Source organism: Psychroserpens luteus (assembly GCF_015319355.1).
Taxonomy (GTDB): Bacteria; Bacteroidota; Bacteroidia; order Flavobacteriales; family Flavobacteriaceae; genus Psychroserpens; species Psychroserpens luteus.
In genome coordinates this window covers 267,025-280,617 of the sequence record NZ_JADILU010000001.1, presented here as the reverse complement: position 1 = coordinate 280,617, position 13,593 = coordinate 267,025, and the positions used below count along the sequence as shown (strand labels likewise).

Genomic DNA, 13,593 nt, shown 5'->3' with positions numbered 1-13,593 from the left:
AATGGCAATAATCAATAAACAAATAGCTCCCAATCTTAAGCTTCTAGAACTACTTAAGACAGATCGTAACGGTATCCTATCGGTGCACACATCACCAAAACACCCTTATACAAATCTAAATTGTAACATATCCTTTACTGATAATATAACTTTAGATCCAGACCCATATATAACTCAAAAACTAAATGAGTCTGATTATAAATTAAAGGCAGAAACTGAATTAAAACTAAGCTGTACTGATATTGATTATTACATATTAGGAAAGCATATCATACCAAAACATATTTCTCTGCCAAATTTTGATGATCCAACGGTTACAAGTACTTCAATCACAAAAAAAGTCATTTCGAATATTCACTCTATCTCTAACAAGAGTAAAACTCATTATAAAAAAACGAAATATTACCGACTATTACTTCCTGTTGAAAATGCAACCATTTTAATGAGAGATTTCCAACCCAGTTGGGGCATACAGATAGATAATCTTAACAGTCCAGATATACTCATCAAATTAAGCATAGACTCACAAGAATGTCATTTTTATACCGTCAAAAAGAAAGAAGAAACTTTTCTAGGTATAGATTCTCAGTCCAAAATTTGTTACGATGAATTCACCAGAGTTTGTAATTCTATTTTAATGACTTATGCCTTTTTAAAGGGTAAATACTTTGGTGGAGAAGGGTATATTTTCTCTTATAATTATAATAAGTTTGAAAATCCACTAGGAATGAAAACTATAGATTACGCAAAAAGTAATTTAAAAGGTTTTGAGCTTCATACAGCAAGCCCTCACAAGTATATGAAGTTTCAAGAAATGAAAATTGAAAAAGATAAAAATGGTGTACTTCAAAGAGTTAATCGTAATACCTCTTTAGAATATATGAATGAATTCCCTACGGAGAACTATTCAAACCTCTGCTCTTTGATTAATTCTAATGGACAGGTATTAAGATCTATAATAATATTAATTAATAGTCACTCCAACACCTTAGAATTAAAAGTACCTTCCCTATTTGTCGCATTAGAAAATATATCAAAAATGTTTGCCGAAGTAGACAAAGGGGAATCAACACTTATAGAAGAGGGTAAAATCATAAAAGCACTAAAAAAAATTGCCCATAACGCTAAAAAAGAGGTCAACAAACTGAAAAGGGATAATGAGCCCAAAGACTTATCAGAAGAAGATTTAAATGCATATAAAGCTAATTACGCTCGAATGTGTTCAAAATTAGATGGACTTAATCGTGGTACGAATAACAAAAAACTTTCTGAACCATTTGATAAATTTAATTATAAACTAAGTCAAGATGAATCTGATGCAATATTTATTGATCGTAATAAATTTTTACACGGCGACGATTTTTTATCAAATAACATAGACTATGAAGTTGAATTCAAAGGGTTATTCCATATTAGTATGATTGTCCATAAGCTTACAGCAATCTTAATTCTAAAAGCATCTGGGTTTTCTGGCCATATTGTTAATCTTCCTAAAGTGTATTCATACATAAGCGAGAAGAAAGTAGAAGGTAAGTGTCTTGTTAAAATATAATGACGCTTTCAGAAAAATATATATTTCATTTATGTAGAAAATTTTTGTTACAGTTTGGAGCTTTTCGGAACTAGTTGCAAAAATGATAATGAGGTAATTGAATAATTTATATTACCCCATTTTCTTTTTATTATTTCCCTAACATCAACAACTCATTTACAACAACTTCAGTCACATAACGTTTTTGTCCGTCCTTATCTTCATAGCTTCTCGTCGTTAACTTCCCGTCAATAGCAATTTCTTTCCCTTTGGTTACGTATTGTTCAATAATTTCTGCTGCCTTGTTCCATGCTACTAAATTATGCCATTGCACTTGATTTACTTTCTCACCTGAGGCATCCTTGTAACTATCATTTGTTGCTAATGAAAACTTCGCTAATTTCTTTCCTGATTCTAAAGTGATAATTTCTGGGTCGTTTCCTAAATTCCCTATTAATTGTACTCTATTTCTTAATGAATTCATGCTTTTCTGTTTTTTTGAGCATTGGGTTATAACCCATAAACTCTATTATTTTTATTATATTATTTGGAGTAGGCTTTGAGTTACCTCCCTCCCATTTATGTATTGTTGATTCGTAAACATCTAACTCAAGTGAGACCTCAAAAGCGGTGTAACTATTATCTATTCGATATTGCTTTAAGTAGTCTCCTATCGTTACAGGTATAGACGGATATCCTTTAGGCAACGGCGCGAAGGCTTGTAAATCTATATCGCAAATGGTCAACACTGTTGTGCCAATAGGCACGCTCTACTTTGTTACCTTCTTTGTCTTTGTAGCTATCATCTGTAGCTAAAGAGAATTTTGCCATTTTGTTTCCATCGGAAAAATTAACGATTTCCGGATCTTGTCCTAATCTTCCAATCAACTGTACTTTGTTTCTTAATGTGTTCATGTGTTCTAAATTTTAATGTTAAACAGTTAATGCTTTGTCCTGAATGTATTTCAGAATCTTTTTTTACGTCGTGATGAATCTCAAGTAGACATTTCTAAACATCTTAAATTTGTCTGCAATCATTCAACACTGCAAATATGCGATGGGTTACAAGTATTAGTCGGTAGTTACGTATTTAAACTCGTTTGTAAATATTTGTTGTCGTTTGTTGTTGTTTAATTATTTTAACAATTTTTCATACCTTCACCAACAATGATAAAACTCATAAGCCACATAATACCTATTACCAGGACAGTTAAATCTCAGTTTTCTGGTACTTTAGAAATCACCTGGATAAACGGAAAAAAACACCTCAACACCAAAAACGCTAATTATAGTTATGGTGCTTTGCAAGCTGTTTTAAAGTTTGGTTTAGACAAAATTGATCTTAATAAAGTGAATTCGATATTACTTTTAGGTCTTGGTGGTGGAAGTGTCATTCAAACCTTAAGAAAGGATTTTAAGTATCAAAAACACATTACTGCTGTAGATATTGATCCTATAATTATTGACATTGCAAAATCTGAATATAATGTACAAGACACTTCAGAATTAAAAATTATTTGTCAAGATGCTATTGAGTTTGTTAAACAAAACTCACAACAATATGACCTTATTATTGTTGACTTATTTATAGATACTTCTATTCCGAAGGTATTTTTATCCCTTAATTTTTGGAATGATATTATAAAATTAAAATCTGCAAATGGAGTGATTTTATTTAATGCGTCTTTAGAAAAAGAAAGAAGCAATGACTTAAAAACGGTTATTAAATTTTTAAAATCTAAAGTGTATCAGGTTGATGTTTTTGAAAAGGTAAACAATGTCAATACAGTTGTCATTACCAAATCATTATAAATGTATATCTTGTAACAACAAGCAAATTGAATTATGCAAAAACAGTGTCCAGAGTGTGGTGAAAAAATAGTTGGTCGTATTGATAAGAAATTCTGTAGTGATGCTTGCCGAAATGCTTACAATAACAACATTAATAAAGACAGTAAGAATCTTATTAGAAATACCAATAACCGACTCAGGAAAAACTACCGCATTCTCGAAGAACTCAATCCCGATCAAAAGAAAAAAATCTCCCGAGCACGATTAGTAGAAAAAGGATTTGACTTTAATTACTTCACCAGTATCTATACTACAAAAGCAGGTACTATTTATTATTTTGTTTACGACCAAGGCTACTTACCTTTAGAAAATGAGTACTATGCTTTGGTAAAAAGAGAAAGCTAAACCTGTAACATTTTGATTGATTATATGACTCATATTGTATAACCTCACCAACCATGACAACTCCAATAATTATATTTCTCGTTTTTTGTGTTATAGCAATCATAGGCTTTTCTGTTTATTACTTCAATGGAAAACAAGTTATAATTAGAACGCTTTCAAAAATCCCGACGAAGCCTACTTCTAGTTTAAAAACTAATCAACTTTCAAAAGTTAGTGGTAAAGCACTTCATGTTGAAGAACCTTTAAAAGCACCATATTCTGGTAGGAAATGTGTGTTTTACCAAATGAAAATTCAGAAAAAAGTAAGTAATGGTAAAAGCTCACATTGGAAAACTATAGTTGCTGAAGAAAAATTTCAAGATTTTTTTGTAGATACTAACGGTGACTTTGTGATTATAAAACCACAAGAGCATCCAAGAAATTACATTTGTCATTTAGTAAAAGATAGTAACCAATCTTCTGGGACGTTTAATGATCCAACTCCAAAATTTGTTGCATTATTAGAACGCTATAATATTGAACCAGAAACATTTTTTGGACTTAATAGAACCTTGCGTTATGAAGAAGGCATTATAGAAATTGGAGAACGTATCACTGTGGCAGGAATCGCTAAATGGAAATCACTAAGCGAGCCTTTACCAGAATATCCATATTCTAAAATTGCAACTTTAGAAAGTGATGGCAAACAAAAATTGATTATCACAGATTTACCTGAGGTTTTACCAAATAAACGTTTGAGATAATTTATAATGACCGATTTTAGGAAACACTATCAAAATTTAACTATCGAGAAGTTAGTTACAGTTATCGAAGAGCCTCATCGTTATAAATTGAAAGTCATTAACTATTGCAAAAAATTATTAGCAGATAAGAACCAACCTATAGAAGCCCAAAAAGATATTGCTAAATTGGTTTTTAAAAAGCGATTTTTTAATTACTTTAGAAATGGAGGTCACTGGACAGACGAATCTATTATAGAAACAAGCTTTTTCCTAAATAAAAATGAATTAAACTTATGTTATAATCTTGCCAAAGAAGAGTATGAAAAGTATATAAGTGGAGCCACTCGTGGTATGCCTTGTTAATAATCACTTCCAATTTTGTCCTTTCAATTGAAGCGCAGCTTTTAAAATATCTTTCTGACTAATTTGTCCAACCAATTTTCCGTTTTCAACAATTGGAAAACGTCGTATTCTTGATTGTAAAAACTTATTTGCAGCATCAAAAACATTCATGTTACCATCAATGGTTTCTACATTTTTCACCATTCTAGTTTCAACAGTATGTTGCTCCATTGGTAAATTATGATACCTGCTTTCGCTAATATCCTTGAGGCAATCACCTTCAGAAATTATTCCAACCAATTCATTTTTGGAATTCACAACAGGTCCTCCAGAAATTTTGTTTTTAATGAGTGACTCGATGACTTCATCAACCGATTGCTCTGGTTTAAACGTAATTAAATCACGTGACATAAAATCACTTACTTTAAACGCATTGACCTCTGTCGTATTTTGCTGTTGCTTTCTAGCGCCTTGAAAACTTTTTATACCCATAACCAATTTTTTTTGTGTGAACTTAAAGTTACTGAAAATTAGCGAACTAAACCAACACTTTAACTAACGCATTAATTTGTAAATTTGAAAACATTAAAAAGAGCACTATTGAATTCAAAAATTTGTATCATCGGTTGTGGTTGGTTAGGATTCCCATTAGCCAAAAAATTAATAAAACTTGGCAATACTGTTCATGGTTCAACGACGTCAAAAGAGAAATTATCACAACTGGAAGACGCACAAATTAATCCGTTTTTAATTCAATTTTCTTCGGAAGGTGTAATCGGTAATCTCAAGTCTTGTCTTAATAATTGTAAAACGCTCATTGTAAACATTCCTCCTGGTTTGCGTAAAAACCCAGGAAACGATTATGTTAAACAAATGACTCATTTTGTAGAATGCATTGAAGAGTCTTCCGTAGAAAACGTTTTATTTATTGGTTCTACTTCTGTTTACGATGATGAGCAAGGATTCCCTGTAATTAACGAAAATTCTCCAACCTCAAATGACAACATCCCAATACAATTATTAGAGGTCGAGGCACTTTTTAGTAAAAACAAAAATTTCAAAACCACTATTTTACGTTTTAGCGGACTTTTTGCTGAAGACAGACATCCAGCAAAATATCTTTCAGGAAAAACAAACCTTAAAAATGGTGATGCTCCAATAAATTTAATTCATAGAGATGATTGTATTTCTATTATCATTTCCGTAGTAAAAAGTAATATTTGGAATACTATAATTAATGCTTCTACGCCATCACATCCAACCAAAAAAAACTATTATACTTCAATTTGCGAGTCGCTCCAAATACCAATTCCAGAGTTTGACAACACCACAATTAGCAAAGGAAAAATCATTGATTCGACAAAATTGGTACAACTTTTGGATTATGACTTTAAAATAAAATCACTCTTATAAGCTATTAAGCTTGTCGAAATGAAGTAAAAATTTAACAATTAGCAGACTTTTAAGAATTTATGCCAGATATTTTTTTAGTTTTGGCGCAATTAATTAATGAAAACAATTAATACGAACACATGAAAAAACTTATTCTCCTTTTAGCAGTTGTAACCACATTTAATGTAACTGCTCAAACCAAATCTGAACTTTTAAAACACTTTGAAGCTTATCATAAAGAAATGAAAGGTCAAGGTGATGTACAAGGTGTAATTAACGCCATGACGCATCTTAATGTGATACAACCAAATCAACAAAGATCAGATACTCTTGCATATGTATATGTGTCTGAGGGTAGAAACCTTGAGGCTTTAAATACTATTGGGATTGACAAAAATGCAAATGATTCAGATATCAATACAGAGGTTAAAGCCATCGCATTAAAAGCGCTTAATCAACCTGAACGAGCTATTGTTTTTTATGAAGAGTTATTTAAAAGAAACTCCAATTCTTATTTAGCTTATGAAATTGCAGATCTAAAAACACAATTGCAAGATTTTGCTGGTGCAAAAGCAAAAATTGATTATGGTTTAACGAACGTAAAACCAGACATGAAACGTGCGTTTTACGAATCTCAACAGCCTTATGAAGTCTCGCTTAAAGCTGCTTTAACGTACATGAAAGCTTTGATTGTTTATAATATGAACCAAACCGATAATTTAGACCAAGCCATTGCTTTATTAAATGAAGCTTTAACTATGGATGCTAATTTTAATTTAGCAAAAATTAGTAAGGATGCGCTTGTGGCTAGAAAGGCAGAAGGAACAAGTGCACCTGAAAAAAAGAACTAAAAGAAAATCAAACCTCTTTTAAAAGTATAAAAAAAGCACCCAAATTGGGTGCTTTTTTATTTTTATTTATGTGATGTGTTACCAAATTCTAACACGCTCTTCTGGAGCTAACCACATTTTATCACCTTCTTTAATATCAAACGCTTCATAAAAAGCATCTATATTTTTAAGAGGTTGTGTTGCTCTTTGTATTCCTGGAGAGTGAGGATCTGTTTTGATTTGTGTTCTCAAAGCATCTTCTCTTGTTAATGTTCTCCAAACGGTAGCCCAAGACATAAAGAAACGTTGCTCTGGTGTGAAACCGTCAATATCTTCTGGTCTTCCATTTTCTGCATAGTATAATTGTAAACCGTCATAAGCTCCAAGTACACCACCAAGATCTCCAATGTTTTCACCTAAAGTAAATTTACCGTTGATGCTAACACTATCCATTACTTCAATAGCGCTGTACTGTTCTGCTAAAGCATCTCCACGTTTTGTAAATTCTTCAAGATCTGTATCTGTCCACCAGTTTTTCAAGTTTCCGTCGCCATCAAAGCGAGCTCCACTATCATCAAAAGCGTGAGAAATCTCGTGACCAATGACAGCTCCTATTCCACCATAATTCACAGCTTCATCTGCAGTCCAATTATAGAAAGGTGGTTGTAAAATTGCAGCTGGAAAAACAATCTCGTTATTCATAGGATTAAAATAAGCATTTACCATTTGTGGTGGCATTCCCCATTTTGATTTATCTACAGGCTGTCCTATTTCAGCTAAATTTTTCTCGCTAGACCATTGTCCAACAGCCATCATATTCTCAGCATAAGTGTTTCCTTCTTTAACCATCATTTTTGAGTAGTCTTCCCACTCATCTGGATACGCAATCTTTACTGTGAATTTATCTAATTTCTCAACAGCTTTAATTTTAGTTTCAGGAGTCATCCATTCTAAATTTTTAATCCTGTTTTGGAAAGCTGTAATCACGTTAGCAATCATTTTTTCTGCTTTTACCTTCGCTTCTGGTGGAAACTTAGCATCTACATATAATTTACCAATAGCTTCTCCAACTGTTCCATCTACTGTACCAAGTGCACGTTCATCTGCTGGACGCATTTTCTTAGAACCATTTAAGGTTTTTCCGTAGAATTCCCAGTTTGCTTTTTCAATTTCCGTAGTTAAAAAACCTGCAGCTCCATCAATTGTACTCCAATCCATTAAGGTTTTAACATCTTCAATAGATGTTGACTTTAAAAAGTCATTCATTGCAGCCATATATTTTGGTTGCATAACGTTTAGAGTTTCCATTTTAGCTGTAATCCCTAAATCTTTAACCATTTTATTCCAATCAATAGCAGGAACCATTTTTTGTAAATCTTCTAAAGATGTTGGGTTATTGTAATTACGTGCATCTCTCATAGCAACCTTATCTAATCTAGGCTCTGCTAATTGCGTTTCCATAGCTAAAATCTTTACTGCTGCAACATCTGCATCTTCCTTACTATAGTTGATGAATTGTAACATTCTAGAAACGTGAGATTTGTACTGTTCTCTTATTTCTTTTGATTTTGCATCTTGATCTAAATAGTAATCACGTTGTAAGCCTAAGCCTCCAGGAAATACCCAAGCAACATTCATGCTACTGTCATTTAAATCTGCATTAGCACCAATCCCAGCAAATGGAGCCGAAACACCAATTGTAGTAGCAAAAACAGTTTGCATATCATTAAGGTTTTTAATCCCTTCAATCTTATCTAATAAAGGTTGTAATGGTGCAATACCTGCTTTGTCTCTTGCAATGGTATCAAGTTCTGTTTCAAAAATGAGAAGTGCCTTTTTTTGATCTGTCCCTTCTTCATATTTTCCAAGTTCTTTAGACGTGTTCATGATGTCAAGAACATCTTTTCTCGTGTCTTTACGTAAAACTCCAAATCCTCCCCAACGTGTTTCATCGTCTGGAATGGTTGTTGTTTTTGCCCAATTTCCATTAACATAGTTATAGAAATCGTCTTTTGGACTCACTGTGGTGTCCATGTTGTCGAGATTAATTCCAGGAATTTCCTCAACCATTGCAGTCTCTTCTTTAGGTTCTTCTTTACATCCTAAAAATGCAAAAAGTCCTAATGCAGAAACCACCAAAATACTTTTGATATTGGTTTTCATAATGTGCTTAATAATTTAAATTTGACTAAAATTAGTTATTAGTTAGAAGCCTTAAAGCCTAATTTGTTACATATTAACAAAATATTAAGAATTCAAAAAGTCAAACTAGTGCCTATTGTGGCTTAGGCACATTGTTTTTTTCAAACTCAAATTTCTTATTAATTTGTAAATTGAGGTTAGAAGTCGTTACAAAAAACTCCCTAATAGCGTTAAGTTTTTCTTGCTTATCAATATTTGCAAGTCTTAATAGACTGTTTAACTTTTGAGTTTTTGTATCTAATGCAGTAATTCTAGCAGAAATCTCATTAGTTCTCAATTGCTTAGGCATTTCTGTTCTCAATTCTTGTAAAAACGTTTTTATAATTAGAGGATCTCCAGAAAAATAAGCTAAATCTCCATTTTTTAATAAGTCAATCTGAATATTTAGTTCTTGAAATTTTTGCCAATCATTAACTGCTTTTTGCGAATCTGAGCTTAAACCAAATTCGTCATAGCGAATAGATTCAATATCTTTTTTAAAAATCGTTTTTGCATCTATTTGCTCTTGGGTTTCTACATTTACTTCGGAAACTTTATCACTTTTACAACTCGTCATTAAAAAACAAATACTTAGACTAAAGAACAATACTAAACGCATAATAGGAAAAATTCAATTTGAAGTAAATATAAGTAAAGTGTATAACTCTTAAATGTAATTAACAAAAAAATAAAGCGTTTATAATTTTCTTAAAATATGTTTATTGTGATTTTATTCTTTTTATTTTTGCTCGTAAGAATAAACAATATAATATGCCTAGAATTTTAATTATTGGTGCTGGTGGTCAAATAGGATCTGAACTTACATATAGATTAAGAGACCTTTATGGTAGCGAAAATATAGTTGCAAGTGATATAGGATATCACAATACACATATTGTAAATTCTGGTCTTTTTGAAATTGTTGATGCTCAAGATTATGCCTCAATAAAAATTTGTATTGAAAAACATAACATTGATACCGTTTACCTTCTAGCAGCAATGTTAAGTGCTACTGGAGAAAAATATCCAATGAAAGCATGGGATTTGAATATGAATTCTCTTTTTCATGTTTTAAATCTTGCTAAAGATGGGTTTATAAAACAAATCTTCTGGCCTTCTAGTATTGCTGTTTTTGGACCAACAACTCCAGTTTTAAATACACCTCAACATACAGTTACAGAACCCACTACCGTTTACGGGATTACTAAACAAGTAGGAGAACGTTGGTGTGAGTATTATCATAATAAATATGGTGTAGATGTGAGAAGTTTACGTTATCCCGGAATTATAAGCTGGAAAACGATGCCAGGAGGAGGCACAACAGATTATGCTGTAGAAATTTACCATAAAGCTGTATTAGACAAACAATATGAATGTTTCTTGTCTGAAAACACAAAGCTTCCAATGATGTTTATGAATGATGCTATTGAAGCTACAGTTAAATTAATGCAAGCACCTTCAGAAAGTGTAAAAATAAGATCATCTTATAATTTAGCAGCTATAAGTTTTACTCCAAAAGAGATTTCCGAAGCGATACAAAAACATATTCCTGATTTCAAAATCACATACGAACCAGATTTTAGACAAGATATTGCCAATAGTTGGCCTAAAACTATTGATGATTCATCTGCAAGAACAGATTGGAATTGGTCTCACAACTATAGTCTTGAAAAAATGACTGAAGAAATGATTACCCAATTACGTCATAAATATAAAGAGTCTACGACAGTAAACTAATGGTATAATTACAACAACAAAAAAGCACTTTCGTTAGAAAGTGCTTTTTTTTTAAAGAGAAATTCTTTTCTATAAAAGTTTGAAACTTTTATTAAAGACTCTATCTCCAGAGGTCATGTGTAAATAATAATCTCCTTTTTCTTGAGAAGACAATTTGTAGACTTGGTTTAATATCTGATCTCCTTTTAATTGATCTTTAAAAATACTTTCTCCATTGTAGAACAACTCTATATCTAAAGTTTGAACGTCCATTGACATTAGAGAAATCAATAATTGATTACCTTTTGTTCTCACCACTGGTTTAAAAACAGTCCTTACTTTACTCTCTAAAAAGATGACACTTTTAGACTGAACAATAAATGGAGTTACAATAATTTCAAAATCTTTGTTTAACTCGACAGTATATGAACCATCTTTTAACGCTGTAAAATCGAACTTCTTTGAGAATGTTCCATTACGATCAATAGTTTCTGAATAGAGTAAGACTCCTTGATTGTCAATAATAGTATATTGGTGTCCTTTTTTAACGTTAGAGAATTTTAATACTGTAATCGCTTTTGAAGGCACATCAATTACGTTTTCATTTGCGTAGCCTGTTACTATCGTTAACATAAATGCTACTAAAAATAGTGTTTTCATTGTTTTCATTACTTCTTGGGTTTTAATGATTAACACTGCAAATATATACTGGAACGCACTCTTAGAAAACATCAAATTTGGCACATTTGTATGCTATTTTAGCAGAATATCAACCGCATATATATCTATATGTTAAAATAGCATATTTTAATGCTAATTCTATATAGGTTTTTAATTTCATTTACCTTAAATTTGTATATAACTACAAATCATGAAAAATAGAAAACCTACTTTAGAAAAAATTAGCCCAAATTTTGGAAGTTCTGTTTTTGTTAAAAAAAGCACTTCTAATGTCAATGATTATAAGCCTTATTGGCATTTTCATCCTGAGATTGAATTAATATATGTTAATAAAGGGCAAGGAAAACGTCATATTGGTAGTCATCTCTCTTATTTTAATAACAGTCAGCTTATTTTAATAGGCTCCAACTTACCACATAACGGATTTACAGATCGTCTCACACAGCATGGCTCTGAAGTATTAGTACAATTTAAACCAGAATTTTTAGGTGCTTATTTTTTTGATATTCCAGAAATGGCTAACATTAATGCTCTTTTTGAACGTTCAAAAAATGGAATCTTATTTAAACCAGAAACCAAAAGACGTCTTGGTAAAAAAATTCAGAAATTAGATGAAGTTGAAGGTTTTGAACGCATCCTATTATTGCTTAAAATTTTAAAAAAACTAGCTGAAGTTAAAGATTATGAGATTTTAAATGCCAATGGATTCGTCTTTGAAACCGAATTACAAGATAGTGGCAAAATAGACATCATTTATAAACATATAAATAACAACTTTCAAAAGCATATTTCTCTTGATGAGATTTCAGATAAAGTTAGTATGACTGTACCAGCTTTTTGTAGGTATTTTAAAAAATCTACTGGTAAAACGTTTACAAAACTTGTTAATGAATATAGAATTGTTCATGCAACAAAACTATTATCTGAAAGTCAAATGAGCATTGCAGATGTAGCTTTTGAGTGTGGTTTTAATAATTTCTCACACTTCAATAAATTATTTAAAGAATTTACTGGCAAAAGTGCTTTAAAATACCGCAAAGAATTAACTCAGATTATGCATTAATTTTAAACGAGTTTTAAAAAAAAGTTAAATAATTATAGATTTAAAAAAATGAAAGATCAAATAGATAGAACATTAGAGTATTACAAAACAAAAGAACAACAAATACTAAATGCTGTAAATTCAAACAAGAACTTAACCATAGACGACATTATACACTTTGGTGAAGAAGCATCTATAATTAATTATAAATTAACTGCTTTAGAAATTGCTAAAGAAAATTAAAGGTTTGATTTTATTTTTCTCCATCCCACTCTGCATAAAACTGGTCCAGAAATTGTTCCATATATTGATGTCTTTCTAAAGCTATTTTTTGACCTGTTTTAGTATTCATTCTATCTTTTAATAGTAGCAATTTCTCATAAAAATGATTAATTGTAGGTGCAGTTGACGCTTTGTATTCTTCTTTAGTCATTTGCAGATTTACTTTAATAGATGGATCAAATAGTTTTCGGTTTTTAAAGCCACCATAATTAAACGTCCTTGCAATACCAATTGCTCCAAGCGCATCTAAACGATCTGCATCTTGTACCACATTCAATTCTAAAGACATAAAAGTTTGATTTATATTACCGCCTTTAAAAGAGATGTGTTTTATAATATTAACAACATGTTCAATGACTATTGAATCTACATTATTTTCAAATAAGAATTTACGAGCTACTTTTGGACCAACCGTTTCATCACCATCATGAAACTTGCTATCTGCAATATCATGAAGTAAAGCACCAAGTGCAACAATAAAACCATCTACATCTTCATTTTTAGAGATAAGCAAAGCATTATTATAGACTCTTAAAATGTGAAACCAGTCGTGTCCACCTTCGGCTTTTTCGAGTTCTTTTTTTACAAAAATTTTTGTTTTTTCTATTATTTCTTCGGAAGTATACATGGTTTAAAAATAAAAATTCCCTTCAGAAACTGAAAGGAATTAATTCTATT

17 protein-coding genes and 1 pseudogene are annotated in these 13,593 nt (G+C 31.3%); 10 read left to right on the top strand and 8 right to left on the bottom strand.

Features of this window, described 5'->3' with window-relative positions; translation table 11 throughout:
- Position 1: 1 nt before the first annotated feature.
- Positions 2 to 1,552, top strand: a complete 1,551-nt coding sequence (locus tag IM744_RS01270) for a hypothetical protein (protein ID WP_194506268.1) — start codon at positions 2 to 4, stop codon at positions 1,550 to 1,552.
- Positions 1,553 to 1,682: 130 nt separating this feature from the next.
- Here the strand turns inward: IM744_RS01270 and IM744_RS01265 are convergent, their stop codons facing one another.
- The 3 genes and pseudogenes from IM744_RS01265 to IM744_RS01260 form a co-directional block, all read right to left on the bottom strand.
- A complete protein-coding gene (locus tag IM744_RS01265; protein ID WP_194506267.1) occupies positions 1,683 to 2,015 on the bottom strand; it encodes a single-stranded DNA-binding protein in 333 nt (110 codons plus the stop codon).
- Positions 1,996 to 2,280 (bottom strand): helix-turn-helix domain-containing protein, encoded by a 285-nt coding sequence (locus IM744_RS20885; RefSeq protein WP_394354970.1) that lies wholly within the window; start codon positions 2,278 to 2,280, stop codon positions 1,996 to 1,998. Before IM744_RS20885 ends, IM744_RS01265 begins: the two co-directional genes overlap by 20 nt.
- Positions 2,276 to 2,446, bottom strand: a pseudogene (locus tag IM744_RS01260) (single-stranded DNA-binding protein); the annotation flags it as partial. The gene IM744_RS20885 and the pseudogene IM744_RS01260, both read right to left, overlap by 5 nt.
- A 252-nt stretch (positions 2,447 to 2,698) precedes the next feature.
- On the opposite strand from IM744_RS01260, the gene IM744_RS01255 reads away from it, so the two are divergent.
- The 4 genes from IM744_RS01255 to IM744_RS01240 are packed head-to-tail and all read left to right on the top strand — an operon-like array spanning position 2,699 to position 4,812.
- Positions 2,699 to 3,343, top strand: coding sequence for a fused MFS/spermidine synthase (locus tag IM744_RS01255; protein WP_194506266.1), 645 nt, complete (start codon positions 2,699 to 2,701; stop codon positions 3,341 to 3,343).
- A 33-nt stretch (positions 3,344 to 3,376) separates the two neighbouring features.
- Positions 3,377 to 3,727: a hypothetical protein gene (locus IM744_RS01250; RefSeq protein ID WP_194506265.1), complete on the top strand. Its 351-nt coding sequence runs from the start codon at positions 3,377 to 3,379 to the stop codon at positions 3,725 to 3,727.
- A 53-nt stretch (positions 3,728 to 3,780) separates the two neighbouring features.
- The gene (locus tag IM744_RS01245; RefSeq protein WP_194506264.1) at positions 3,781 to 4,470 is read left to right on the top strand and encodes a hypothetical protein; all 690 of its coding nucleotides are present in this window, start codon (positions 3,781 to 3,783) and stop codon (positions 4,468 to 4,470) included.
- A 6-nt stretch (positions 4,471 to 4,476) separates the two neighbouring features.
- Positions 4,477 to 4,812, top strand: coding sequence for a hypothetical protein (locus tag IM744_RS01240; protein WP_194506263.1), 336 nt, complete (start codon positions 4,477 to 4,479; stop codon positions 4,810 to 4,812).
- 3 nt (positions 4,813 to 4,815) lie between these two features.
- On the opposite strand, the gene IM744_RS01235 is transcribed toward IM744_RS01240, so the two are convergent.
- On the bottom strand, positions 4,816 to 5,283 hold the full coding sequence (locus IM744_RS01235) for a CBS domain-containing protein (RefSeq protein WP_194506262.1): 468 nt from the start codon (positions 5,281 to 5,283) through the stop codon (positions 4,816 to 4,818).
- Positions 5,284 to 5,367: 84 nt separating this feature from the next.
- Here IM744_RS01235 and IM744_RS01230 point away from each other — a divergent pair, with 84 nt between their 5' ends.
- Together IM744_RS01230 and IM744_RS01225 are read left to right on the top strand one after the other, a co-directional pair.
- On the top strand, positions 5,368 to 6,204 hold the full coding sequence (locus IM744_RS01230) for a Rossmann-fold NAD(P)-binding domain-containing protein (protein ID WP_194506261.1): 837 nt from the start codon (positions 5,368 to 5,370) through the stop codon (positions 6,202 to 6,204).
- Positions 6,205 to 6,323: 119 nt separating this feature from the next.
- A complete protein-coding gene (locus IM744_RS01225; protein ID WP_194506260.1) occupies positions 6,324 to 7,034 on the top strand; it encodes a tetratricopeptide repeat protein in 711 nt (236 codons plus the stop codon).
- Positions 7,035 to 7,112: 78 nt separating this feature from the next.
- Here IM744_RS01225 and IM744_RS01220 read toward each other — a convergent pair whose 3' ends face one another.
- Complete coding sequence (locus tag IM744_RS01220) at positions 7,113 to 9,176, bottom strand: M13 family metallopeptidase (RefSeq protein WP_194506259.1); 2,064 nt, start codon at positions 9,174 to 9,176, stop codon at positions 7,113 to 7,115.
- A gap of 112 nt (positions 9,177 to 9,288) precedes the next feature.
- Positions 9,289 to 9,771 carry a hypothetical protein gene (locus IM744_RS01215; RefSeq protein WP_194506258.1) on the bottom strand — a complete coding sequence of 161 codons (483 nt, stop codon included), beginning with the start codon at positions 9,769 to 9,771 and terminating at the stop codon, positions 9,289 to 9,291.
- 194 nt (positions 9,772 to 9,965) lie between these two features.
- Between IM744_RS01215 and IM744_RS01210 the strand changes: the two genes are divergently transcribed.
- Positions 9,966 to 10,931 (top strand): NAD-dependent epimerase/dehydratase family protein, encoded by a 966-nt coding sequence (locus IM744_RS01210; protein ID WP_194506257.1) that lies wholly within the window; start codon positions 9,966 to 9,968, stop codon positions 10,929 to 10,931.
- Between the two features lie 69 nt (positions 10,932 to 11,000).
- Here the strand turns inward: IM744_RS01210 and IM744_RS01205 are convergent, their stop codons facing one another.
- Positions 11,001 to 11,579, bottom strand: coding sequence for a hypothetical protein (locus tag IM744_RS01205; protein WP_194506256.1), 579 nt, complete (start codon positions 11,577 to 11,579; stop codon positions 11,001 to 11,003).
- Between the two features lie 202 nt (positions 11,580 to 11,781).
- Between IM744_RS01205 and IM744_RS01200 the strand changes: the two genes are divergently transcribed.
- The gene (locus IM744_RS01200) at positions 11,782 to 12,654 is read left to right on the top strand and encodes an AraC family transcriptional regulator (protein ID WP_194506255.1); all 873 of its coding nucleotides are present in this window, start codon (positions 11,782 to 11,784) and stop codon (positions 12,652 to 12,654) included.
- Positions 12,655 to 12,702: 48 nt separating this feature from the next.
- Positions 12,703 to 12,876 (top strand): hypothetical protein, encoded by a 174-nt coding sequence (locus IM744_RS01195; RefSeq protein WP_194506254.1) that lies wholly within the window; start codon positions 12,703 to 12,705, stop codon positions 12,874 to 12,876.
- Positions 12,877 to 12,886: 10 nt separating this feature from the next.
- On the opposite strand, the gene IM744_RS01190 is transcribed toward IM744_RS01195, so the two are convergent.
- Positions 12,887 to 13,543: an HD domain-containing protein gene (locus IM744_RS01190; RefSeq protein ID WP_194506253.1), complete on the bottom strand. Its 657-nt coding sequence runs from the start codon at positions 13,541 to 13,543 to the stop codon at positions 12,887 to 12,889.
- Positions 13,544 to 13,593: the final 50 nt, after the last annotated feature.

Coding starts and splice junctions, on each gene's coding strand:
- IM744_RS01270 (WP_194506268.1), top strand. CDS start 2: ATGGCAATAATCAATAAACAAATAGCTCCCAATCTTAAGCTTCTAGAA.
- IM744_RS01265 (WP_194506267.1), bottom strand. CDS start 2,015: ATGAATTCATTAAGAAATAGAGTACAATTAATAGGGAATTTAGGAAAC.
- IM744_RS01255 (WP_194506266.1), top strand. CDS start 2,699: ATGATAAAACTCATAAGCCACATAATACCTATTACCAGGACAGTTAAA.
- IM744_RS01250 (WP_194506265.1), top strand. CDS start 3,377: ATGCAAAAACAGTGTCCAGAGTGTGGTGAAAAAATAGTTGGTCGTATT.
- IM744_RS01245 (WP_194506264.1), top strand. CDS start 3,781: ATGACAACTCCAATAATTATATTTCTCGTTTTTTGTGTTATAGCAATC.
- IM744_RS01240 (WP_194506263.1), top strand. CDS start 4,477: ATGACCGATTTTAGGAAACACTATCAAAATTTAACTATCGAGAAGTTA.
- IM744_RS01235 (WP_194506262.1), bottom strand. CDS start 5,283: ATGGGTATAAAAAGTTTTCAAGGCGCTAGAAAGCAACAGCAAAATACG.
- IM744_RS01225 (WP_194506260.1), top strand. CDS start 6,324: ATGAAAAAACTTATTCTCCTTTTAGCAGTTGTAACCACATTTAATGTA.
- IM744_RS01220 (WP_194506259.1), bottom strand. CDS start 9,176: ATGAAAACCAATATCAAAAGTATTTTGGTGGTTTCTGCATTAGGACTT.
- IM744_RS01215 (WP_194506258.1), bottom strand. CDS start 9,771: ATGACGAGTTGTAAAAGTGATAAAGTTTCCGAAGTAAATGTAGAAACC.
- IM744_RS01210 (WP_194506257.1), top strand. CDS start 9,966: ATGCCTAGAATTTTAATTATTGGTGCTGGTGGTCAAATAGGATCTGAA.
- IM744_RS01205 (WP_194506256.1), bottom strand. CDS start 11,579: ATGAAAACAATGAAAACACTATTTTTAGTAGCATTTATGTTAACGATA.
- IM744_RS01200 (WP_194506255.1), top strand. CDS start 11,782: ATGAAAAATAGAAAACCTACTTTAGAAAAAATTAGCCCAAATTTTGGA.
- IM744_RS01195 (WP_194506254.1), top strand. CDS start 12,703: ATGAAAGATCAAATAGATAGAACATTAGAGTATTACAAAACAAAAGAA.
- IM744_RS01190 (WP_194506253.1), bottom strand. CDS start 13,543: ATGTATACTTCCGAAGAAATAATAGAAAAAACAAAAATTTTTGTAAAA.